We start from the raw sequence: 22,272 nt of genomic DNA, 5'->3' as shown, positions 1-22,272 counted from the left end.
CATTTCGGGCAGTGGTGGGCTCAGAAGGTGACGACGACCTTGCCGCGGACGTGCCGGGCCCGGAAGTCGAGCAGCGCCTGCCGCGCCTGGGCGAACGGGTACTGCGCGCCGATCTCCACCCGCAGCGTGCCGGCGGACGCCTGCGCGGCGAGCCCGGCCAGCCGACCGGCGGGCGTGGTCGTTCCGGTGTAGACGGCCCGGATGTCCCGTTCGAACGCCTGCGGGCCGCCGAGGGGGGACACCACCATGCCACCGGGTCTGGCCGCCGCCGCAGAGGCGGCCAGCGCGGGGCCGGCTTGGGCGACGTCGAGCACCACGTCGGCGCCTTCGGGCGCCCAGTGCCGCACGCGCTCGGCGACGTTCTCGGCGCGGTAGTCGATCACCCCGTCCGCGCCCAGGTCCGCCAGATAGTCACGGTCTCCGTCCCGGCCGGTGGCGATTACGGTCGCGCCGGCCTGCTTGGCGAGCTGAACGGCGTAGCCGCCGAGACCGCCGGTGGCGCCGACGACGAGCAGCGTGACACCCGGCACGGGCCCGGCCTCGTCGAGCAGCGCCGCCGCAGTCAGGGCCGCGGTCGGCAGCGCGGCCCCGTGGCGCGCATCCAGCCCCGCCGGCCGCACGGCGGCGGAATCGTCGGCGCGCACCAGGGCGTACTCGGCGAAGGCGCCGGAGGGCACCCCGTTCCACGCGATGACCGCGTCCCCGGGCGAGAATCCGCCGACGCCGGGCCCGACGGCCACGACGACGCCGCTGACGTCGACGCCGGGCACGAACGGGTGCGCCACCGGCAGGTCCTCGCGCATCGCGCCGGTGACCAGCGCGATGTCGACGGGGTTGACGGCGGCGGCCTCGACGCGGACAAGGAGCTGCCCCGCGCCGGGCTCCGGCCGCGGTACCTCGGCTATCTCCAGATCTTCCAGCGGCCCGTAGGCCCGGGTGAGCAGTGCCTTCATCGGTGGTCTCCTTCGAACTCGGGCAGCGGCTCGACCGCCAGGACGCGCTTGCCGCCGACGTGCCGGGTCGCCAGATCCCGGTAGGCGTCGCGGACGCGCTCCAGGGGGTAGACGGCGGCGATGGGGATGGTGATCTCGCCCTTCGCGACGAGGGCGGCCAGGCGGGCCCAGACGACCGGGTCGTCGGCCTGCTCCTGCGCAGCCGAGTGGACGCCGTAGCGCTGCACCGCCCGGCCGTCGGCTGTGGTGTTGATCCGGTCCGGGCCGACACCCAGTGCGATGGCGGTGTCCACGTTCCCCGCGCCGAAGGTGTCCAGGTACACGTCGACGCCCTGCGGTGCCGCGACGCGCAGCCGGTCGGCCAGCCCGGGGCCGTAGGTCACCGGATGGATGCCGAGACCGCGCAGCAAGCCGAAGTTGCCCTCGCTCGCGGTCCCGATCACCGTGGCCCCGCGCAGCCGGGCCAGCTGGGCAGTGACCACCCCGACACCGCCGGCCGCGGCCGAGACGACGACCGTCTCGCCGGGTCGCGGGTCGACGGCCTCCACGCCGGCCCAGGCGGTCGCACCCGCGCCGGCGATGCACGCGGCCTCCGCCCAGCCGAGGCCGGCGGGCTTGGCGGTGAGCGCGCCCGCCGCGGCCACGACGAAGTCGGCTTGAGCGGCGCGCGGCGCGAAGCCGAGGACTTCGTCGCCGGGTGCGAATCCGGTCACCCCGGCACCGACCTCGGCGACCCGTCCGGCGAAGTCGTTGCCCTGGCCCTCGGGGAACCGGGCGGGCCAGATCGCGGCGAACACGCCTTCGCGGATACCGATCTCTCCAGGGTTGAGGGCCGCGGCGACGACGTCGACGACCACTCGGCCGGGCTCCGCGCGGGGCTGGTCGACCTCCGCGATCTCGAGAACGTCGGGTCCGCCGTAGCGGGAGAACCGTACTGCTCTGGGCATCGTCGTCACTTTCCCGCGTGGGCGGGCAGCGCCCCGAGCTGTTGCAGGACCGAGTACAGGTTGGCTACGCCCCAGTGTTCGGTGATCTGCCCGTCGCGCACACGCATCGCGTCGACCGTTTCGAACTCGACGTGCTCGCCGGTCGGGGCCAAGCCGAGGAACTCGCCCCGGTGGGTGCCCGAATACGTCTTGTAGGTGGTCACGACGTCGCCGTCGACGGTCTGCCAGTGGATCTTCGCCGAGAAGTCGGGGAACGCCGTGCGCAGCGCGTGGTAGAGGACGCGGACGCCGTCCTTGTCCGGCGTGGTGCCCGGTTGCGGGGTGTGGTCGACGAAGTCGTCCGCGAACAGCTCCTCGAACAGGGTGAAATCACCACCGGACTGCACGCGCTCGGTGTTGCGGCGCACGACGTCCTTGGCATCGGTGCGCAGCGAGGCCAGCGCCCGGCTCCAAGCGACCACCTGGTCCAGCAGCGCGCCGACCGCGGCGGTGTGCCGCTCGGCGGGCGCGAAGACGCTGAAGTCCTCGAAGTCGGTGAACAGCGACAGCGTGACCTGGTTGCGGACGTCGGCCACCTGCAGCTCGCCCATGACCAGCCGCAGGTGCTCCACCGCTCTGGTGCCGCCCGCGCTGCCGTAGCTGACGAACCCGGCGGCCTTGTTGTTCCACTCGCCGTAGAGGAAGTCGATGGCGTTCTTCAGCGCGCCCGAGGTCGAGTGGTTGTACTCGGGGGTGACGAAGACGTACCCGTCGAACGAGGCGATCTTCTCCGCCCACGCCTTGGTGTGCTCGTGCGCGTACTGCCCGAGCGACGGGGGAGCGGCCTCGTCCAGATGTGGAAGGCGGTACTCGGCGATGTCGACCAGCTCGAACTCGGCGTCGTCGCGCGCCGCGGCTAGCTCGTGGACCCAGAGCGCCACCGCTTCCCCGTTCCGGCCCGGACGGGTGCTGCCCAGGATGATCGCGATGCGTGTCATGTCCGCCTCTCCATTTTGATGATGTGTCTACAAATAGCAGTCCTTTGCTGATGTGTCAACAAATTGGTATGCTGCTCGCATGGCCGACGTCCGATGGCTCGACGAGCGGGAAGCCCGGCTGTGGCGGGCCTACCGGGAACTGACCCGCGAACTGCAGCGCACCTTCGAGCGCCAGCTGGAACGCGACGCCGGGCTCTCCGGCGCCGATTACGCCGTGCTGGCACCCGTTTCCGAGGCCGAAGACGGCGTGATCCGCATGCGCGAGCTCGGCCACGAGGTGGGCTGGGACCGCAGCAGGCTGTCCCATCAGGTCACGCGGATGCAGAAGCGCGGCCTGGTCGTGCGGGAGGACTGCGCCGACGACGCGCGGGGCGCGATGGTGCGCATTACCCCCGCCGGCCGCGAAGCGATCGAGGCAGCCGCTCCCGAACACGTCGGCACCGTCCGCCGCCACTTCTTCGACCATCTCTCCGAGCGCGAGCAGGCGACGCTGACCCGCGTGTTCGAGCGCCTGCTCGCCGCTCAGCGCCATGACGGCTAGACGGCGACGAGGCCCCTCCGCGGAATCGTTGATGTGTCCAAGAGCTGGCGCGCTATCTTCCCCTCGCTGCGCAGCACCCAGGTCTGCACGGCCGCCAGGTAGTCGTCGGTGCCGGGGTTCCAGAAGTGCGGGGTGAGCCGGTCGGCGTCCTCGCGCCACGGGCATGGGAGCTGGCCGAGCTGATTGCCGCACGTCCACGGACCACGCGCCGGTTGACCCACGCGATCGCGCAACGCCCATGGAAAAGGCGATTGGTCGATGACCTGGGCTTCGGCATCGCGCACGAGATGTTCGGCATCGCCGCACTGCCACGCCGTCACTGACCGAGTCCTGCGAGATCGGCGGTTGCCGCGCCAAATCGGGCTTTCGAACACTCAGCTGTGTTCTTGTGGGCGTCGCTGTCGGCGACGGGCGGATCGCCGAGTATGAGGACGGCTTCGAGCAGCCGGGTGGGCTCACTCGGCGCTCGCTCGAGCGAGGGCTTCATCGGCGAGCGCTACTTCAGCCTCGTCGGGCGCGTACGTGGCCAGCGCGGCGACGAGTTCACGGATATCGCTGCGAATCGACGGGAGAAGCTGGGCGTGGCGGGCGACGTCGAGTTCGTTGGCGATGGTCAGGACGGCGAAGTCACGGAGTTCGGTTCCTTCGATCGTCTTCGAGCCGCCGGTGAATCTGTCGGTCACAGGCAAGGGCCGTCGGCCGAGTTCGCGGTAGGTGTGTGAGCGATCGCATGCGCCGTAGAGGTATGCCAGCGCCGCGGCGTCGGGGCCGATGACGTGATCCAGCCGCCGACGATCTGTGGTCGGCAGCATGGCGTGCCGGAACCCGTCGGTGCCGTATGACGCGTGGCAGATCGACGCCAGTCGGGTGCGGGGCGCGGCGTTCCATTCGACCGTGAGGGTGTGCACCCGGCGAAGGTGCTCGAACAGGGTTCCGCCTGGGTGATCGATATGTTCGGCGCCGAGCGTGCGCTGCAGCTCGAACGCGCGGCGGACGACGTCGTCGGTGGCGAGCCATTTGGTGGCGTGCGCCGAAACGATACGCGCGAGTTCCCCGGGGGCGTCGCGAGCGACGAGATGCCCGGCGTCCGGTACGCGGGTAACGGTGACGCGTCTGTTGGCCGTGCGTAGCCGGTCCACGTCGGCGTCGCCAAGCGGGGAACGTCGTCCTCCCCGCACGAGCAGGATGGGCAGGTCCGATGTCGCGATGATCCCGTGGAGCTCGAAGCGGGAGGCGAGAATGTCATCGGTGAGCTCGGTGTTGCGCGCGAGGAGCCCGTGGTCGTCGAGCCAGCGGCGGGCCCGATCCGCGTCGACATCAGGAACGACGTCCACGAGCACGAGGCCGGCGACGCGCTGCGCGACAGACGACTCCGCGAGGGCGGCGACGGCGGCGAACCCGCCGAGGGAGGCACCCACCACGACGAGCGGCGCCGGTTCGCGAACCACCATCGCGATGACGTCGTCGGCGATCGCCCGCAAAGTGGTGGCTCGTCCGGAACTCTCGCCGTGCCCGCGCAGATCGAAGGCCACCGTCCGCAGTCCGCACTCGGTCATCCCCTCCGTGACCGGTGCCCAGACGTCGCGACGCTCCTCGCCCGCGTGAAGCAGCAGGACCGTGGGGCCCGCGCCGGTCACCGTGGCTCGAAGTGTGACGTCGCGCAGCGTGAGGGTCATGTCTGTCATCGCCGATCCACCTCCTTGCCGAATTTCCCTCTCGGCTCGGTGATTTCGAACATCGCCATGCCCCCCTCCGATCTACCTTGGGCCGTCTAGGTAACGGTACGCGGGGAAGCCTTGGCTAGTCAAGGTAGGATTCCGGGGTGACTAGTTCGAGAACGCGCAGACCGCCGGAGGAAGCCCGCCGGTTGATCCTCGATGCCGCCGCTTCGCTGCTGGCCGAGGGAGGCGTCGCCGCTGTGCAGGTGCGCGCGGTGGCAGCGCGGGTCGGGATGACCGACGCCGGCGTCTCGCATCACTTCGGCAATCGCGAGAAGCTGCTCGCCGAACTTCTTCGCCATGGTGGAGGCCGGCTTCGAGCCGCGCTTCAAGACGTCATCGCCGCATGGCTGGAGCACGGCACCGATGTCCTCGAGCTCGTCGAGTCGCTCGAGTCCGTGTATCGCGGCGGCTACGGCGAACTCGCGGTGGCGCTGCACGCGGCGGGATGGCGCGACCGTGGTGCCGGCATGCTCGACCCGGTCGTCGACGCCCTGCATCGGAGTCGGCCTCCCGGAAGTCCCCTCGACGAGACGCGACTCGCGGTCGCCGCCCTCCACCAGGCGATGGCAACCGAGCCCCTCTACGGCAGCGACTTCCGTCGCAGCGCCGGCCTCACCGGCGCCGCGGCGCAAGACTCGACCGCTCACCTGCGCTGGTGGGCAAGCCAGCTCCAACGCACGCTAGACATTGAACCGGCGCACCGTTGACCCGAGAGGCGGCAGCACGTAGGTGGAGAGCGATGTTTATTCATCCAAGGGGAACCTATTTTTGTGTAGATTTCGATAGGTGCTGACCATCAACCGCCTTGTCGCCGATTCCGAGCTGGGCCTGCGGGTGATGACCCCGGAACTCACCGACCGTTTGGCGGCGGAGATCAGCTGGCTGCACACCACCGAGCTGCCCGACCCGTCGCCATACGTCCGTCCCGGGGAACTGGTGCTGACCAACGGTCTATGGCTGCCGCACGTCTCGGCGAAGCTGTTCATCGACGCTCTGGCGCGGGCGGGAGCAGCCGGGCTGGTCTACGGACTGACGGCGCAGACCCCGGTGCTTCCTGAAGAGCTCGTGTCGCTGTGCATTGCGCGTGGCCTGCCGTTGATCGAGCTGTCTATCAGTGTGCCGTTCGCCGCCCTCACCCGTGCGGCCGCCCGAATCCAGAACGAGGTACTGCAGGCGGAACTGGCCGCGACCGTGCACCGCGGCGATGCTCTGGCCACCGCCCTGTCCCGTGGCAGTGGCGCGGCGGGCGTACTCGAGATCCTGCGGGGCGAAACGGAGTTACCGCTGATGGTGGTCGACCGCAAGGGTCGCTGCCTGGCCAGTATCGGCTGCGAACCGACAGGAGAGCAGATCCGCCTCGCCGCCGTGGCTCTCAACGGTACGCCACCGCCGCTCGAGGTCGATTTGCTCAGTTCCGGTCCGTCCGCGCTGTATCTGGTCGAGGGCGCGATGGGGGAAATCGACGCCGGCTTGTACTGCCTGGAACCGGCCACGAAACTGGATACGGCCGATCGCGAGGCCCTCGCCCAAGCGGCCCGATTCCTGAGCCTGGAGGTCACCAAACAGCAGGCGGTGCATGCTATCGAGGCGCGCTTCGCAGCCGAGCTACTGGAGATGATCCTGTCGGGACCACGGCGCAGCGGCGAGGTGAGTCAGCGGCTGCGCGCCTACGGGGTGCCGGCGGACCGTCCGCTGGGCGTCTTCGCACTCGCCCCATCCTCCCCGACCGTCGGCCACCACACACCGCCGGACCATGTCGCCGACGCCGTCGGCGCATTCTTCGCCATGCACGGAATCCCGGTATTCACGGCCGCGGGAAGCCGCGACGTCGTGGCTGTCTGCCCCTGGGATCGAGCTGCGGACGAGTTGGCGCGTTTTGCTCGCGAGCTGTCCGCGGAAGTAAGCAGGCGCGTGCGCGTTTCGAGGATCGTCGTGGGAGTGGGTGAGATAGTGACGACTGCGGGCGCCCTGCGGGAACCGCTGGTGCGTGCTCGGGAAGTCTGCCAGGTTCTGCGCGGGCGGAACGGCCCGGACACGGCCACCTTCGCCGATATCGCGACATTCCGGATGCTGCTGGGGCTGCTCGATGAGCAGGTGCTGCGACGGTTCACCGATCAGGTTCTCGGCATCATCCGCGAGCACGACACCCGCGCCCACACCGAACTCGAGCACACCCTGCGAACGTTCCTCGCCAACGACGGCCAGTGGGGAGTGACGGCCGCCGCCCTGCATGTGCACGTCAACACCCTACGCAACCGCATGGCCCGTATCACCGAGCTGACCGGACGCAATGTCAACCGGCTCGAGGACGTCGTCGACTTGTCGCTGGCCTTCGCGGCCGAGTCCGTCGGCCCGGGCGCCGGATCGACCACGGCTATCAGATGATCCGGCCGCCGCGGCGTCAGTTCGGGTATATCGCTGGATCTACGTCGTAGCTCGGCAGCGGTCGATGTGGTGTGCCGGTGTCCTCACGCGCCCACGCCGCCACATCCCGACAGCGTGCGAAGGTCACGTCTGCGCACTGCTGGGCATACGCGATAAGGCGTCGCAGCGCCATCATCCGGCCCGGCCGCCCGGTGAGGAACGGATGCATGCACACGTTGAACAGGCAATTGTAGTGGCGCATGCCATCGAGCTCGGCGCGCCACATTTGCTCGACCTTCGCAGGGGATTCGATGACCGATCCGATCCGCGGTTCGGGCAGGTAGGCATATTGCTCCCAATCATCCAGCGACCAATGCACAGGCAGCTCCGTCACCAAGCCGTACCTGCTGTCGATGAGGTACGGCCGGTCGTCACCCATCAGTGACGAGTCGTAAGCCAGCCCGTACTCGGCGACCAGACCGAGAGTTTCGCGGCTGGCGCTCCACATCGCCGCGCGATGTCCGGATATTTCGATCCCCTGCGCCGCGAAGACGTCGAGTGCCCGTGCGAAGTCCGCGCGTTCGGCGCCGGGCGGCAGGGAAGTGGGCGCCCGGTGGCTGTAGGAGTGATGTGCGACCTCGTGCCCCCGGTCGATGATCGAGCGGGCCAGGCGGGGGCGCTGCTCTGCTACCCAGCCGGGCACGAAGAACGTAGCGGGAATGGCCATCTCGTCGAGGAGGTCGAGGATCCGCGGCACACCGACGTCCGGACCGTAGGACTGATGCGACATCACCATGGGGTGCTGGGCGTAGTGACGGCCTTCGGCAAGGATCGGTGTCTCGGCGTCCACGTCGAAGGTCAGCGTCGCCACGGCGGCAGCGCCGCGGGTCCAGGTGCGCTCGCTCATCCGGCGCGCCGTGCGCGCCAAGCGGCGGCGTTGTCCAAGCAGGCCATGGGATGCAGCATCGCATGGTCGAACGGCTCGAGCGCTGCCCCGGTCGCGACCCGGCGTGGCAGGTCGGGATTGGCCAGCGCGCCCCGGCCCAGCGACAGCATGTCGGCGTGCCCACCGGTGAGCACATCGGCGGCCTGGGGGAGTGCGTGCATGCCGCCGTTGGCGATGACAGGACGGCCGGAGACCTTACGGGCGAGCTCGGTGATGGTCGATCCGCCCGGGAAGCGAGCGGTCTCGAGGAAGTCCTTGCCCTCGCTGGCGATGTGCAGGTAGGTCGCGTCGGTCAGTGCCGTGAAGATGGCCCGCGCGTCGGCGGCGGCGCCGGGCCAGCGGTAGGTGAAGTCGTTGACCTTGGTCTGGGACAGTCGCACGCCGATCGGGAAGTCGCCGAGCGCTTCACGGATCGCCCGCAGCACGCCGACGGTCAGGCGGATCCGGTTCTGCACCGGTCCGCCGTACTCGTCGGTGCGCTGGTTGGTGTAGACGGTGAGGAACTGGTCGAGCAGATAGCCGTTGGCCGCGTGGATCTCGACCCCGTCGAAGCCGGCCGCCCTGGCGTTCTCGGCGGCGGCCGAGAACCCGGCCACGACATCCTCGATGTCGCGTGCGGTCATCTCCCGGGGCGGGTTCCACGGCCCACCGACGCCGCCGTAGTCAGGCATCATCTGGCCGGGGGGCGTGATCGATGAGGGGCCTATGGTGTTGTAGCCGTAGGCGTTGCCCTGGGAAATGGCACCGGCGTGCATCAACTGCGCGACGATCGGGGCGCCGGCCGCGTGTACCGCATCAACCACGTTCCGCCATCCCGCGATGTGCCGTTGGGTGACCAAGCCGGGCTGGTTGTAGTAGCCCTGGCTGTGGGTGGCGTCCGTGTAGGTCCCCTCCGTGATGATCAATCCGAATCCGCCCGCTGCGAACTCGTGGTAGTACTCGCTCATCTGGGCGGTGGGTGTGCCGTCGGACTCGGCGGAAATTCGGGTCATCGGTGCGACGGCGAACCGGTTGCGCAGCGTCAGGGCGCCGATCGCGGTCGGCTCGAGAGCAGGGTGGGCCAGTTCAGTGGTGATCATCGTTTTCTCCTCCGTGGTTGGGGGGCAGGGTGGTCAGGGCGAGCGGGGTGGGGCGAGTTCCGTTGATGACGTTGTGGTCCTGCGGGCAGGATGAGACGACTACGAGGCAGTCCATCTCGGCGCGCAAGGTGATCGAGTCGCCGGGCGCGGTGGCGGCTTCCAGCCACGACAGGGTTCCGCCGGCGGTGACGGGAATCCGCATGAAGACATTGATCGGCTGCGGGATGGTCGGCAGGGCCGGGTACCCGAGGTCGCTCATGGCGTGGCGCAGATTGTCGGCGCAGCTGGCGTGGTCCGGGTCTCCGTATGCCGCATAGCGTTCCGGGTCGCAGGCGGCTATCAACATGTCGTGCACCCCGGGGGAGGTGTCGGCCAGGTAGGTGAGGATCGGGCGGCGGCGATTGGTGACGAAGGATTCGCCGAGCGCGGGGAAGAGTCGACTGGTGTGGGTGCGGGTGTGCGAGGCACTGTGGTGCTCGGTGATGTCGTCGGCGTTGTAGGCGAAGACATCACCCACCTGGCCGCCGTCGAGGTCGGTGATCCGCAACCGCTCGCCGGTTCGCAAGGTCACCGCCCTGGCCTGTCTGGCCGGCACGGTCACCGGCTCCCGGTAGCTCAACGCTGTCATGGTGTTCAGTCAACCGAGCTACAGCCGCCGGTGTAAATGTGTGTATGCACAGTATTCTAGCTTTGACATAGATGTTTCCACATTCCAGTGACAGCTGCGGCGGGATAGCGTGGGTTTCATGCGTATCCGTCCGCGAGCGAGACCCGCCGCGACCACAGCCGCCGCCATGGTGCGGGCCCGTGAACGTGGCGAAACCACATCGGCTGACCTGGTCGCCACTGCGATCCACAGTGCGCGGCAACCCGATGCGGCCGCAGTGATGATCACCCTCACCGCCGAACGCGCCCACTACCAAGCCCAGGCCAGCGATCGTCGCGCGGTGCGCGGCGCTCTGCGCAGCCGCCTCGACGGCGTCCCCGTCGTGTGGAAGGACCTCTTCGACGTCCAGGGCACCGTCACCACCTGCGGCTCGGCAAGCCACCTCCACGACGAACCAGCCGCGATGGACAGCCATCTCGTGCGGCGGGCGCACAACAGCGGACTGGTCACAGTCGGCAAGACCAATCTCAGCGAGTTCGCCTTCTCCGGCCTCGGAATGAACCTTTGCTTCGGCACGCCCGCCAATCCACTCGACCCGGCGCTGATCCCGGGCGGATCCTCGTCCGGGTCGGCGGTCGCGGTCGCTCGCGGCATCGTTCCCCTTGCGGTGGGTACCGATACCTCCGGATCTGTGCGGGTGCCCGCGGCGCTGTGCGGCATCGTCGGCTACCGGGCCAGTCCGGGCAGGTACGGCCCGCACGATTTCGCGCCCCTGTCCGCGACGCTCGACAGCGTCGGCTTCTTCGCCACCACTGTCGAAGACCTGGTCATGATGGAGCGGGTACTCCGCCCCGCCGAGCCGAACCAGCGCACGCTCCCCCTGCGATTCGTGGTGCCGGCGGGGGAATGGTCGGAGGACGCCAACGGTGAGATCGACTCCGACTTCGACGCCGTTGTCACCGCACTTCGTGCCGCGGGCGCCGAGGTCGAGGTCCGCGAATTGCCGTCGCTTGTGGCGGCCCAGCGGCTGATGGACACTCACGGGACGATCGTCGGCGCCGAAGCCTTCGGCCTGCACGGACATCGGCTCGATTCCACCGCACCGATCGAACCCGCCACCCGCCGCAGGCTCGGAAGCAACGCGTGCACATCGTCCTCCGTCGCCCCTGTCTATACCGCGATGCCCGGGTTGCGTGCGGCCTTCGCCGCCGAACTCGGGGACGCGATGTTGTTATGTCCCACCGTGCGGCAACCACCGCCCCGCATCGCCGACCTCCAGGCCGACCCGGCTCGATACGACGCCGCCAATGCCACTGTTCTGCGCACCACCATGGTGCTCAGCTACCTGGGCAGTTGCGGGATCACCCTGCCGGTGCCCGCATCACGGCAAGGCCCTCGCACCGGGATTCTGCTTTCCCGGCCGGCTGGCGACGATGTGGCCCTGCTCGATCGGGCGGCCTGGGTGCACCACCTCATGGACCGGGACTGGCGCAACGACACGTAGCAGGCTCACCGATGTCACAGTCGCGCTAGCCGCTTCGTCTGCTCAATGACAACGGATAACGCAAGAGCCGAGGAGAATCAAGTGCTCGATACGAAGGAACGCACGCACAGCGAGGTGTCGGCGGCACACGACCGGTCGCAGGCAGCCACCGATAATGCTGCTGCGGTCGGCACGGGCGATGCCGACGCCCATCCGGCGAAATGGAAGTTCTGGCTACTGACCATGATCGGTCTCTACCCAATGCTCACCGGCTTGGTCACGACCACCGCTCCACTGCTGCAACCTTTCCCGGCACCGCTACGGCTGGCCTGCATCATGCCGGGCGCGGTGGCGGCCATGGTGTGGGTGATCATGCCCTTCCTGACCCGATGCTTCGCCGGGTGGCTGACGCGCTGACCAGCCGACAACGGCAGCTCTTGTGATCACGCCATCTCACCGGCCAAAACCCGCTGATGGTGAATCTGTGCCGAGGGTGAGATGCGCCTTCGCCATCGCGAGCGAAGGCGTCACAATCTTTGATCGAGTTAGGACCTTAACTGTCCTATCTCCGCGACACAATCGAATCATGAGTGAAACCGAATCGACTGCAGGACAGCTGGATCTGGCCGATATCACCGACTACAACGATCCGAACGCGCCGTGGAACCAGGCGGGGGACCAGGAGGGCAGCATCGCCAACTGGAACGATGATGTGATCAACGAGTTCAGGGAGAACTCGGGCAAGGTGGGCGGTGCTTACGCGGGCGTGGACCTCATTCTGCTCACCACGACGGGAGCCAAGAGTGGCAAGCGGCACACGACTCCGCTGGGGCCCCAGTACCGGGACGACACCATGTACGTGAGCTCGTTCATGGAAGGCAAGTACCCGGCGTGGTGGTACAACATCAAGGCGAATCCTCGGGTCACCATCGAGCTCCGGGGCAAGACCTACCAGGGGATCGGCAAGGTGCTCGAAGGCGCGGACTATGACGAGTTCGTGGCCTGGGTGCTGGCCAACAACCCACTGCTGGCGGACTTCCAGTCCAAGGTCGACCGCCCCATGCCGCTGGTCGTGCTCACCCTCGGCGGCGAGGGCTGAGCGCTCCCTGGGATCTCTCAGCCGCGGCGCCTCGACAACATCACATAATCGGCATTACCGGACGCCGTCGGGCTCGGGTGGGTCACGGTTGAGCCGGAAGAGATGGGTCACGGTTAGGCCGGAGTTGACACCTACGGGCTCAGCCCGGCACCCGTCGCCTTCTTGTCGACGGGCAACCGTATCCGACCTGGCACGTGATCGGCAATCTGGCCGCCGACTCGCTGTTCATCGCACCCAACCCGACCCACTTGACGGCTCGTTGCCACTTATCTCGCCACCAGGGCGGCCACGGCACAGTAGTTGGTGGGCCTGAGTCGTTCTAGGCCAGTCACGGAGCAGCTCGAGGACCGCGGCGGTGGGGTGCTGGGGACTGCGGAGTCGACGACGTTCCGATCGGCCACGCCCAGCTGCGCAGCCCGGGCGGAGATCCACCGCAGTCCTGCAAATCTCGGCAGTCGGACTGGCGATTCGCTTACATCCCCTGCGCGTACTCCGCCTGGAATCGGTCCTCGCCCAACGTCGAACGTACCAGGGTCCCGATGCGGTCGACGTCACCGAAACCACGATTCCACTCCAACCAAGCATTCCGTGTATCCGGCCAGGCATGATCAACGGGTGGCCGGACGGCCGCATACATCCTTGAATTTCCGACGACCAACGAGATCGACCGTTGGTTGTTCTCACGACGCGCTGGATAGCCATCTTCGAACGCGGCCGGATGCAGAATTTTTGCGCCGTCGTGTTCGGCGGATCGGGTTGAACCAGCCGGGCAACGGTTCTCGTGCGGCGAGCCAGGTTTGTGGCACCCCGGTGATCGGATCGGGGCGAGGGCCGGTGCCGGTGTAGGCGGCGACGATCCCGCCGACGATGGCGCTGGTGGTGTCGATATCTCCGTCTGCCGCGATACATGTGGTGATCGCGGCCGGGTAGTCATCCAGATGCGTTGCCGCGACCCACATCGTGAACGGCACCGTGTTCTGCGCGGTGACCAGCGATCCGTTGCCGAGTTCGTCCGCGGCTTCCTGCGGGGAGGCGCCGAGCAGGGTGCGCGCACGGCGGATCAGTCGGTTGGTGTCACCGTCGTCGAGGCGGTCGAGGACGGCGGTGATGAATTCCGCTGGTGTGGGCCGACTTCCGAGCAGGCGGGCATGAGCGGCCTGACCGGCGGCGAGCGCCACCGCGACTGCGCCGAGGACGCCTTCGGGATGCATATGCGTCACCTGTGCCGACCGGACCGCTTCGGCGGCAGCTCTTTCCGGATCACCGGCGTAGAAGGCGCCCAGCGGGGCGACCCGCATGGCCGCACCGTTGCCACAGGAACCCTGGTGATCGAACACGGCTCCGGCCGCGTGCTGCCAGTGCGCGCCGTCCCGGATTCGCCGCAATGTGTCGACCGCCAGGAAGCCGTAGTCACGGCTCGGGTCGAACCGTCGCGCGAAGGCGGCGGCAAGCCGATCCTGGTCGATCCCACCGTGACTGGAGAGCTCGGTAACCACGGTGCAGGCCATTTCGGTGTCGTCGGTCCACCGCCACTGTCGGGAAGGGAGATTGCCTCTCCTGGCGGCATGGAGGACAAGGGCACCAAGGGCAACCGGGCGCGCTACGTTCCGCTGATCGAAGAAGTTCGGCAATTGGTTACTCAGCGCATCGCGATCGTTGGCACCGACAATCCCGATGCCCGGCTGTTCCGCGGCCCGCGTGGGGGACGGATCGCTACCGGCGTGCTGCGGGATGCCACCCATTGGGATGAGGTCGTGATCAAGCTCGGCTACGAGCACCTTCGGCGGCACGATCTCCGGCACACCGGACTGACGTGGATGGCCGATGCCGGGGTGAGCCTGCACGTGCTCCAGAAAATCGCCGGACATGCCGACAGCCGGACCACAGAGCGGTACCTCCACTCGGACCGTCGAGAGATCACCGGAGCCGGTGACAAGCTCTCCGAGCACTTGCGGTCCCGTTCTGGTCCCGCTCTGCGGGTGGTCGGCGAATGAAGAAAGCCCCTCCGACGCTGGTCAGAGGGGCTTTCTCGTCTGTCGGGCTGACAGGATTTGAACCTGCGACCACTTGACCCCCAGCTCTGGGCTAATGTCATTTGCACACGTCAAACCCGGTATTCGAGCATGCGGCAACATTCCAAACGTGCTGGTCGTTCTCGGCCGCGCATAGCGTGTGGCCCCAGATTGGCCCCAGCTTTCGACGGCCAGCCGAATGCCAAACGGCAGGTTCCTGGTTCGAGTCCAGATGGGGAGTCTGGTCGCGGCACGCAGCCTAAAACGCACGGTGACCGTGCCTGACCTGTAAGAGAAGTCTCCGCTGTGAGGCGGTGCCTTCTGACTCCTGTCACCTGGTGCCGCTAGTCAGTGCGCTGTCTTGGCAAATACAGATCGGCTCCCTCCTCGAATTGCTCCTCGGCAGGCTCAACTAGCAGGAGGCGGTGCTGATCTCGGCTCTGTCAACGGAACGCCAATCACGTTCCGCCGACAGGCTCTGGTGGATTCCCAGGAACACCCTGTCGTGCCCGAGGCAGCGCGTCCTGGCCGACGCTGTGGCCCTTCTTCGCGCCATTCTCATGCTCCGGTGTGACCAGAGCGAACTCTCCCCGAGTGTCGATGCACATTTCGATGACGAGCTCGGGACGGAGCCGCTGGCGCAGAAGACGTTTCTTATGCACCTGGCCTCCTGTCGAACGCTGCATGTGGCCTGTCCCCGGTGAATGAGACCGCCCGGATTTAGAGTCCTGTTGGCCCTGGTGAGGGGCCAGAAGGGACACTGAGAACCATGGCAGGACCCTAAGTTGATAGGGGTCCGGAGCCGGTCTTCGGATGCCTGGGCCGGTGGGGTGTGGCTGATGTGCTGGATGTTGTCGTTGTGGCTTCTTGCGACTTGCCGCCCTGCCGCCCTGGACTCTCCGGCCGCTGATTGAGAGCTGTTGCGGATCGTCGCTGTTTAGGGACCTGCCGGCGGGGTGTCCATGGGCGTGGATTGCGACGACGGGAGTGGATGAGTGGCCGAGCGCCCGGAGATCTGGGTCGGGATCGATGTCGGCAAGCGATCGCATCATGCGTGTGCGGTCGACGCCGCTGGTGAGGTGGTGTTCAGTCAGAGATTCGGCAACGACCAACGCGCGATCGAACAGTTGGTTGCCCGTTCGGGCAGCGCCGCACGAAGCGTGCGGTGGGCGGTCGACTTGACCGGCCCGTTGTCATTGATGCTGCTCACCGTGTTGCTGAACGCTGGTCAGGCAGTTGTTTATGTGCCGGGTAGCGTCGTGAACGCCATGAGTCGCGGGTTCCGCGGCGAGGGAAAGACCGATGCCAGGGATGCACGGGTGATCGCCGAGACCGCCCGCATGCGTAGGGATTTGGCCGAGGTCGCGATGCCCGAAGAGCTTGTGGCCGGGCTGACCCAGCTGACGCGATATCGGGCAGATCTGATGTCGGACTGGGTCGCAGGGGTCAACCGTCTGCGTGCGGTGTTGGGATCGATCTTTCCGGTGCTTGAGGCTGCGTTCGACTATTCCAACCGCGGCCCGCTGATTCTGGTGTCGGCGTTGTGCACCCCGTCCGAGATCATGGCCGCCGGAATTGACGGTGTCACAACTCATTTGAGTCAGAATGGCGTGCGGCCCTCGAGGGTTTCCAAGCTGGCTTCGACTGCCGTGGCCGTCGCGAACGTGCAGGATATCGCAGTGCCGGGCGAGGCAGACGCGGCCGTGCTGGTCAAGCGCATCGCCGGTAAGCTGCTCGATCTGGATCGGGAGATCAAGGACACCGACAAGCTGATCGCGAAGCGGTTTCGCGCTCACCCGTGGGCGCGGATCATCGAGTCCCTGCCCGGAATGGGTGCCGGCCTCGGTGCCGATTTCCTCGTCGAAACCGGCGGCAGCCTGGCAACATTCGGCTCCGCCGGGCGTTTGGCCAGTTATGCCGGTCTGGTCCCGGTACCGCGTGACTCCGGTCGCGTCAGCGGGAATCTGCGGCGCCCGACGCGTTACAACCGCCGCATGCGCCGCGTGTTCTACCTCGCAGCGTTATCAAGCCTGCGCGTGGAAAACGGCCCGTCACGGCAGTTCTACGACCGAAAGCGCGCCGAACGACGGATCCACCCCCAAGCACTGATGGCGCTGGCCCGCCGCCTGGTCGACGTGCTGTGGGCATTGCTACGCGACGGACGAGAATTCGTGCTCGATTCACCGAATCCCGTCGCTGCTGCGGCTTGACAAGATCATTGAGAGTCGTAAGCGGCATTCCGCGGAAGAGATCGTGCGGAAGCTGCGCCGTGCCGACGAGTTGGCTGCTGCCGGGGCTTCGGGCGAGGAGATCGCCGCTGAGCTGGGGATCTCTGCGGCCACGTTGTATAACTGGCGGCGCCAGTACGGCGGAATGGACACCGACGCCGCCAAAGAGCTCAAGGAGTTGCGGGAGCAGAACGCCCGGCTCGAGCGGTTGCTGGCCGATGCCGAGCTGGAGAAGGACGCGTTGCGGGAGATCGCTCGGGGAAACTTCTAGGCCCGGCGGCCAAGCGGCGGGCGGTGGGCATGCTTTTGCAGGTCAAGGGCATGTCGGAGCGGTTGGCTTGCAAGGTCGTCGGGGTGCATCGGTCCACGTTCCGGCGGCTGCCGCTCGACCAGACCCCGGGCGATCCCGACGCCGGCGCCAGGGCCTGGCTGCGCGAATACGCCAGGAAGAACCCTTGTCATGGGTTCCGTCGGGCGTGGGCGGCGTTGCGGTTCGACGAGGGCCATCGGGTCAACCGCAAACGGGTGCATCGGTTGTGGAAGCAGGAGGGCCTGCAGGTGCAGGCGCATCACCGACGCAAACGCCTCGGCTCCTCGTCGGTGCCGGCGGTCGCCGCGGATGCACCGAAGACGGTGTGGGCGTTGGATTTCCAGTTCGACTCCACTGTCGATGGGCGGGCGGTGAAGATCGCGTCGATGGTCGATGAACACACCCGGGAGTCGCTGCTGCATCTGGTGGAACGCTCCATCACCGGCGAGAAACTCGTCGCCGAACTCGCCCGGGTGTTCACCACCCGGGGCGTCCCGAAGGTGCTGCGGTGCGACAACGGCCCGGAAATGATATCCACAGCACTGCAACGCTTTTGCGCCAACAGGATCGGGATCACCTACATCCCGCCCGGCACGCCGTGGAACAACGGCTACATCGAGTCGTTCAACCGCCGGTTGCGCACCGAGTGCCTCAACCGCAACCACTGGACCTCCCTGCTCGAGGCCCGCGTGGTCATCGGTGATTTCAAAACCGAGCACAACCTGCGGCACCGGCATTCAGCCCTGGGCTACCGGACACCGGCCGAGTACGCTGCGGCCTGCACCCACACCCACCATCCGGTGGGCTGTGGGATCAACTGAAACCGACGAAACAACCCGGGCTCTACTTCCGGGTGGTCGCGTTATCGGGGACTGGCCACATGGAGAGGCGCTGGCGGAGAGCTAGCTGAACAGGAAGAACGTGAAGGCGGTGCCCCCCAAAATCCTACCGGCCGTTCACATCAAAGAAGCGTGCATCAGGCGAGCAGTCTGTGACACTGTCGTGGGCGATCATCGGTAAGGTCTACGAGTTCATCCAAGGGGGTACAACATGCGCGTCAGTCGGGTCCAGATCAAGAACTTCCGAGGCATCTCCGAGGGACGCGTTGACTTCAACGGAAACGCGCTACTCGTCGGCGGCAACAGTGTGGGCAAGTCGACGGTCTGCGAGGCGCTTGATCTCGTCCTAGGTCCTGAGCGTATGTTCCGGCGCCCCGTTATCGATGAGTACGATTTTTTCGGCGCTAACTACCAGCCGTGCGGTGAGTCGACTCCTCAGGTCGAGATCGAGGTAGTCCTCGTCGATCTCAGCGACACCGCGTTGACCAGGTTCGGCAACTTCATCCGGAAGTGGTCGGTCGGCGAGCGTGACTTCGCCGACCAGAACCCCAACGCTGTCGAGACCGCCGACGAGCACCCTTGGTGCCTTCCGCTTGTATTTTTGGGGCGGTTCGACTCGAACGAGGATGACTTCGAGGGCAACACCTTCTTCGCCCACCCCGCTCCAGTCATCGACGACCTGTCGACCGGATCCACCGAACTCGGCGAAGGTCGCCGCGTCTTCGGACGCGATGACAAGCGCTACTGTGGGTACTTATACCTGCGAACCAACCGCACCGGCACCCGGGCCATGAGCTTCCAGCGGGGCTCGTTGCTCGACACAATCGTTCGCCTTGAGGATCAGGCCACCGGAGATCTCTGGGAACGCGCCCGCACCGCCCTTGCCGACCTCGACCTGCGCGAAAAGTCCAAGCTTGACGCCGTCCTGAACGAGATACAAACCCGCGTTGGCAAGTTCATGGCACTCGACGACCGTGGAGTGCATGTTCACCCGTCAGACCTGACACGTGAGTCTATCCGCGAGACGCTGCGGATGTTCGTCACAGCGTCGCCGGGTCACCACGCCGTGCCATTCAACCGCCTCAGCACCGGCTCGCTGAACCTGCTGGTCTTCGCGCTACTCACTTACATCGCTGAACTCAAGGGTGACCACGCGGTCATTTTCGCCATGGAGGAGCCGGAGATCGCGCTGCCGCCGCATGCGCAGCGTCGCCTCGTCGACTTCGTGCGTAGCCGCATGGGGCAGGCCATCGTTACCTCCCATTCGCCGTACGTCATCGAGCGATTCGCGCCGGAAAGCGTCCTGATGCTGTCGCGGACGGATGAAGGTGTTCTCACGAGCGACCCGTTCGACCTCGGCGTCTTGATGAAGCCGAAGAAGGTGCGCGAGGAACGCCGCCAGTTCGCCGAAGCCATCCTCGGTCGAGGAGTCCTCGTAGTCGAAGGCGGAACTGAGGCTTCTGTCATACCCGCAGTCGCCGACGTCATGGAGGCCGACCCGACCGTGACCTACACCCATCTCGACCTCGCCGGTGTCTCCATCTACAACGCCAAGAGCGACGCTTCTGTCCCTCCCCTCGGTCCCGTTTTCAAGGCACTTGGCAAGCGTTGCTACGGCCTCCACGACACCCCCAACAGCCCCTTCCCAGCCGATGCCGCGCAGCAAGCCGAAGCGTTCGACATCTACTTGCCGATACCCCATAAAAGCATTGAGAAGCTGCTCATGGACGAGATGCCGATCCGACCCAAGCGTGCCTTCCTCGCCACGGTTGCATCTCTGCCGGACTACCCAACGGAATGCGGCTACCTCGCCCCAGACTCCGATGACCAGGCTGTCGAAGAGCTGGCGGAGAAGGTTCTGCTTGCCCGCAAGGGCGCGTACTACGGCTACGCTGCACTGCTGGTCGCCGAGGCGGGCGACGCCAGCGAGCTTCCCAAGACCTACGTCGACTTCCTGCGCGCCATCGACGAAGACATCGCCGCGAGCGTAAAAGCCACTGCGGCGTCCGACGCCCCGAATGACGAGCAGGTTGCCGGGGCCGACCCGGTCCCACAGTGAAAAAGGTCGAACTCGACGAGCGGCGAAAGGCCATTCTCGCAGCTCCCGGCCACATCGTGATCGAGGGCGGACCTGGATGCGGCAAGACGACCATCGCGCTACTCAAGGCGGCCAGGAGCAGCACAGAACTTCAGGCCGAGCAGCGCATCCTGTTCCTCAGTTTCTCCCGGGCCGCCGTCCGACAGGTATCCGACCGAATGCAGAGCACCCTGAACCGCGAGCAACGGTCGACCCTCTCAGTAAGAACATTCCACTCGTTCTTTCTCGACCTCGTGCGCAGTCACGGACGCCTTATAACCGGCGCACAAGCACGATTCATCACCCCGGAACGAGAAGCACAGCGACGCGCGGACTTCGATGGAGACGCGGACGCATGGGCAGTCGAGAAGCGGCGCCTCGCGGCCGACGAGTCGCTGTACGTATTCGACACACTCGCGCCGACCGTGGCCGAGCTCTTCGAGCGCAGCGCAGATCTGCGCGAGTTGTACAGCACTCGCTACCCGGTGGTTGTCGTCGATGAGTTCCAAGACACCAACACCGACCAGTGGCGTGTGGTTCGCGCGCTGAGCAAACAAAGCACGATCATCTGCCTCGCCGACCCAGACCAACGGATCTTCGACCACATCGACGGAGTCGATGAGAATCGCCTAGAAGAGGCGAAGAAGGCGCTTGAGCCGGAGACGTTCGACCTGTCGTCGGACAACCACCGCAGTCCCGCGTCCGGAATTCTTGAGTACGCCAACGCGGCCCTACGCAACACCCCGACCGCGAAACCCACCAACGTCCGCTTCATCGGGTACAAATACGACAAACCGGAACAGGTGACCCATTGGGTTGTCCAGCGCGCGCTGAGTTGGCTCGGCGAACAGCTGTCGGCCCCGCCCACACTGGCGGTTCTCACACGAGTGAACGCGTTCGCGGGCAGGATCTCTACTTCCCTGTCCGAGGAAGCGGCTTTCCAAGGCGAGCACCTGGTCCCCATTGATCACATCCTGTACTGGGATCCAGAGTTGGCGGCCGCTTCTGCCCTCGTCGTCGGCAGCATCCTTGAGTGGCCGAGGCGGTCTGCCAAGGATGCCGCGATCAGCACACTCCAGAGCCTCGCCGACTACTACCTCGTCAAGGTCGGCCTTGGCACAGTCGGCGCGCGGGGCGTCATCGCGACTCTCGAACGCGCCATCGATGCCATCCGGAGCGGAAGGAGGCCCGCCTCGAAGACCGCGAAAGTGCTACTCCAAGCAGCCGAGGTCGCACCATCGTTCACCGGTCGATCGATCACAGACTGGCAAATCGCACGAACCACCCTGCGCGGCAGTTCTGAACTCGTTGAGGTCGCCACCAAGGCCCGGCTAGTCCGACTCCTCGACGCGACCGACTCCGTAGCGTGGGCGCTATCGGACACGTGGGACGGCACATTTGGGTATCTCGGGGCCGTCGACGTCATACGGACGGCGCTGGCGACCGAAGCCATCGATGTGCAACAACCGAGTGACGCGCCCGTGCACGTTATGACGATGCATAAGTCCAAAGGCAAGGAGTTCGACGCTGTCGTCATCGTCGAAGGTCGCTACGATATGCCGCTCCTTGACCCGGACCCGGCGTCGAAGCAGCAGCAGGCCGACCGTAGGCTGCTGCGGGTGGCCATCACCCGCGCCCGCCACCTCGTCATCCTCGTCCGGCCAAGCGGCGCACTAGCCTTGACACCCCCAGTACCGCCGGGCGGTCGGCCGCCACCCGCGCCGCATTCCGACCGCTAGAGGTTTGCCGTCAGGAAGCCTGACAACCGCGGCCGCAGCGCCGCCACCAGCCGGACGCTGGGCCGTCCGGCCAGCTCCCGCACTACTGACCGGACCTGGCCGGTCAGCGCTGCGGATAACGCTCCAACGCACCGGGAATGTGCTCATGGAATTCGTCGTTGGGCACACCAGCCTCCGGACACGCACTCGTACGACCCACAGGTCGTCCATCCAGCGGCACGTCGGCCACCGTCCGCAGATGGAACCCGGGCACCCGCGAGGACTCGGCCCGCAATCTAGGTGGCCCGTCCCCAGTGAATGAGATCAGGTGGTCCCGTCATCGGGGACCGGTCAAAGCAGATCGCCAAGAA

General features: G+C 66.6%; 20 protein-coding genes. 11 read left to right on the top strand and 9 right to left on the bottom strand.

What is annotated here, in order from left to right; all coding sequences use genetic code 11:
- Nucleotides 1-20: 20 nt before the first annotated feature.
- The 3 genes from K8O92_30430 to K8O92_30420 are packed head-to-tail and all read right to left on the bottom strand — an operon-like array spanning nt 21 to nt 2,877.
- Complete coding sequence (locus tag K8O92_30430) at nt 21-953, bottom strand: NADP-dependent oxidoreductase (protein UAK32001.1); 933 nt, start codon at nt 951-953, stop codon at nt 21-23.
- The gene (locus K8O92_30425; GenBank protein ID UAK32000.1) at nt 950-1,900 is read right to left on the bottom strand and encodes an NADP-dependent oxidoreductase; all 951 of its coding nucleotides are present in this window, start codon (nt 1,898-1,900) and stop codon (nt 950-952) included. Before K8O92_30425 ends, K8O92_30430 begins: the two co-directional genes overlap by 4 nt.
- A gap of 5 nt (nt 1,901-1,905) precedes the next feature.
- Entirely contained in the window at nt 1,906-2,877 is a 972-nt protein-coding gene (locus K8O92_30420) for an NAD(P)H-dependent oxidoreductase (GenBank protein UAK31999.1), read from the bottom strand.
- Nucleotides 2,878-2,995: 118 nt separating this feature from the next.
- On the opposite strand from K8O92_30420, the gene K8O92_30415 reads away from it, so the two are divergent.
- Nucleotides 2,996-3,418: a MarR family winged helix-turn-helix transcriptional regulator gene (locus K8O92_30415; GenBank protein UAK36029.1), complete on the top strand. Its 423-nt coding sequence runs from the start codon at nt 2,996-2,998 to the stop codon at nt 3,416-3,418.
- On the opposite strand, the gene K8O92_30410 is transcribed toward K8O92_30415, so the two are convergent.
- Together K8O92_30410 and K8O92_30405 are read right to left on the bottom strand one after the other, a co-directional pair.
- Entirely contained in the window at nt 3,415-3,738 is a 324-nt protein-coding gene (locus K8O92_30410) for a hypothetical protein (protein UAK31998.1), read from the bottom strand. The genes K8O92_30415 and K8O92_30410 overlap by 4 nt on opposite strands.
- A 135-nt stretch (nt 3,739-3,873) precedes the next feature.
- Entirely contained in the window at nt 3,874-5,103 is a 1,230-nt protein-coding gene (locus tag K8O92_30405) for an alpha/beta fold hydrolase (protein ID UAK31997.1), read from the bottom strand.
- Nucleotides 5,104-5,285: 182 nt separating this feature from the next.
- On the opposite strand from K8O92_30405, the gene K8O92_30400 reads away from it, so the two are divergent.
- Together K8O92_30400 and K8O92_30395 are read left to right on the top strand one after the other, a co-directional pair.
- On the top strand, nt 5,286-5,846 hold the full coding sequence (locus K8O92_30400) for a TetR/AcrR family transcriptional regulator (GenBank protein ID UAK31996.1): 561 nt from the start codon (nt 5,286-5,288) through the stop codon (nt 5,844-5,846).
- Nucleotides 5,847-5,925: 79 nt separating this feature from the next.
- A complete protein-coding gene (locus tag K8O92_30395) occupies nt 5,926-7,524 on the top strand; it encodes a PucR family transcriptional regulator (GenBank protein ID UAK31995.1) in 1,599 nt (532 codons plus the stop codon).
- A gap of 16 nt (nt 7,525-7,540) precedes the next feature.
- On the opposite strand, the gene K8O92_30390 is transcribed toward K8O92_30395, so the two are convergent.
- Genes K8O92_30390 through K8O92_30380 form a run of 3 tightly spaced genes read right to left on the bottom strand, consistent with a single transcriptional unit; the run spans nt 7,541 to nt 10,156 of the window.
- Nucleotides 7,541-8,410, bottom strand: a complete 870-nt coding sequence (locus K8O92_30390) for a polysaccharide deacetylase (protein ID UAK31994.1) — start codon at nt 8,408-8,410, stop codon at nt 7,541-7,543.
- Nucleotides 8,407-9,528, bottom strand: a complete 1,122-nt coding sequence (locus tag K8O92_30385) for an NADH:flavin oxidoreductase (protein UAK31993.1) — start codon at nt 9,526-9,528, stop codon at nt 8,407-8,409. The genes K8O92_30390 and K8O92_30385 overlap by 4 nt, the downstream gene beginning before the upstream one ends.
- Nucleotides 9,515-10,156, bottom strand: coding sequence for an urea carboxylase-associated family protein (locus tag K8O92_30380; GenBank protein ID UAK31992.1), 642 nt, complete (start codon nt 10,154-10,156; stop codon nt 9,515-9,517). Before K8O92_30380 ends, K8O92_30385 begins: the two co-directional genes overlap by 14 nt.
- 118 nt (nt 10,157-10,274) lie before the next feature.
- Between K8O92_30380 and K8O92_30375 the strand changes: the two genes are divergently transcribed.
- The 3 genes from K8O92_30375 (at nt 10,275) to K8O92_30365 (ending at nt 12,717) form a co-directional block, all read left to right on the top strand.
- Nucleotides 10,275-11,639, top strand: coding sequence for a hypothetical protein (locus K8O92_30375; protein ID UAK31991.1), 1,365 nt, complete (start codon nt 10,275-10,277; stop codon nt 11,637-11,639).
- A gap of 81 nt (nt 11,640-11,720) precedes the next feature.
- Nucleotides 11,721-12,035, top strand: a complete 315-nt coding sequence (locus K8O92_30370) for a hypothetical protein (protein ID UAK31990.1) — start codon at nt 11,721-11,723, stop codon at nt 12,033-12,035.
- Nucleotides 12,036-12,204: 169 nt separating this feature from the next.
- Nucleotides 12,205-12,717, top strand: coding sequence for a nitroreductase family deazaflavin-dependent oxidoreductase (locus tag K8O92_30365; protein ID UAK31989.1), 513 nt, complete (start codon nt 12,205-12,207; stop codon nt 12,715-12,717).
- A 680-nt stretch (nt 12,718-13,397) separates the two neighbouring features.
- Here K8O92_30365 and K8O92_30360 read toward each other — a convergent pair.
- Nucleotides 13,398-13,895 (bottom strand): ADP-ribosylglycohydrolase family protein, encoded by a 498-nt coding sequence (locus K8O92_30360; GenBank protein UAK31988.1) that lies wholly within the window; start codon nt 13,893-13,895, stop codon nt 13,398-13,400.
- Here K8O92_30360 and K8O92_30355 point away from each other — a divergent pair.
- The 5 genes from K8O92_30355 (at nt 13,866) to K8O92_30335 (ending at nt 21,922) form a co-directional block, all read left to right on the top strand.
- Nucleotides 13,866-14,711 (top strand): site-specific integrase, encoded by an 846-nt coding sequence (locus K8O92_30355; protein UAK31987.1) that lies wholly within the window; start codon nt 13,866-13,868, stop codon nt 14,709-14,711. The two genes, K8O92_30360 and K8O92_30355, sit on opposite strands and share 30 nt — an antisense overlap.
- Nucleotides 14,712-15,724: 1,013 nt before the next feature.
- Nucleotides 15,725-16,939 (top strand): IS110 family transposase, encoded by a 1,215-nt coding sequence (locus K8O92_30350; protein ID UAK31986.1) that lies wholly within the window; start codon nt 15,725-15,727, stop codon nt 16,937-16,939.
- Between the two features lie 4 nt (nt 16,940-16,943).
- Nucleotides 16,944-18,088, top strand: a protein-coding gene (locus K8O92_30345; protein UAK36028.1) for an IS3 family transposase whose coding sequence is annotated in 2 segments (ribosomal slippage) — nt 16,944-17,214 and nt 17,214-18,088 — 1,146 coding nt in all. Because the reading frame shifts where the segments join, the coding sequence is not laid out codon by codon here.
- 229 nt (nt 18,089-18,317) lie between these two features.
- Nucleotides 18,318-20,165: an AAA family ATPase gene (locus tag K8O92_30340; protein UAK31985.1), complete on the top strand. Its 1,848-nt coding sequence runs from the start codon at nt 18,318-18,320 to the stop codon at nt 20,163-20,165.
- Nucleotides 20,162-21,922, top strand: coding sequence for an ATP-dependent helicase (locus K8O92_30335; GenBank protein UAK31984.1), 1,761 nt, complete (start codon nt 20,162-20,164; stop codon nt 21,920-21,922). The genes K8O92_30340 and K8O92_30335 overlap by 4 nt, the downstream gene beginning before the upstream one ends.
- The last annotated feature ends 350 nt before the right edge of the window (nt 21,923-22,272 follow it).

The organism is Nocardia asteroides, assembly GCA_019930625.1.
GTDB lineage: Bacteria > Actinomycetota > Actinomycetes > Mycobacteriales > Mycobacteriaceae > Nocardia > Nocardia sputi.
The sequence above is the reverse complement of the archived record's forward strand: the minus strand, read 5'-3'. Positions and strand labels throughout refer to the sequence as shown.

Bases quoted from the DNA above. Each gene is read 5' to 3' on its own strand.
- K8O92_30385 (UAK31993.1), bottom strand. From the start codon at position 9,528: ATGATCACCACTGAACTGGCCCACCCTGCTCTCGAGCCGACCGCGATC.
- K8O92_30425 (UAK32000.1), bottom strand. From the start codon at position 1,900: ATGCCCAGAGCAGTACGGTTCTCCCGCTACGGCGGACCCGACGTTCTC.
- K8O92_30380 (UAK31992.1), bottom strand. From the start codon at position 10,156: ATGACAGCGTTGAGCTACCGGGAGCCGGTGACCGTGCCGGCCAGACAG.
- K8O92_30340 (UAK31985.1), top strand. From the start codon at position 18,318: ATGCGCGTCAGTCGGGTCCAGATCAAGAACTTCCGAGGCATCTCCGAG.
- K8O92_30420 (UAK31999.1), bottom strand. From the start codon at position 2,877: ATGACACGCATCGCGATCATCCTGGGCAGCACCCGTCCGGGCCGGAAC.
- K8O92_30355 (UAK31987.1), top strand. From the start codon at position 13,866: ATGAGCGGCCTGACCGGCGGCGAGCGCCACCGCGACTGCGCCGAGGAC.
- K8O92_30375 (UAK31991.1), top strand. From the start codon at position 10,275: ATGCGTATCCGTCCGCGAGCGAGACCCGCCGCGACCACAGCCGCCGCC.
- K8O92_30430 (UAK32001.1), bottom strand. From the start codon at position 953: ATGAAGGCACTGCTCACCCGGGCCTACGGGCCGCTGGAAGATCTGGAG.
- K8O92_30390 (UAK31994.1), bottom strand. From the start codon at position 8,410: ATGAGCGAGCGCACCTGGACCCGCGGCGCTGCCGCCGTGGCGACGCTG.
- K8O92_30405 (UAK31997.1), bottom strand. From the start codon at position 5,103: ATGACAGACATGACCCTCACGCTGCGCGACGTCACACTTCGAGCCACG.
- K8O92_30365 (UAK31989.1), top strand. From the start codon at position 12,205: ATGAGTGAAACCGAATCGACTGCAGGACAGCTGGATCTGGCCGATATC.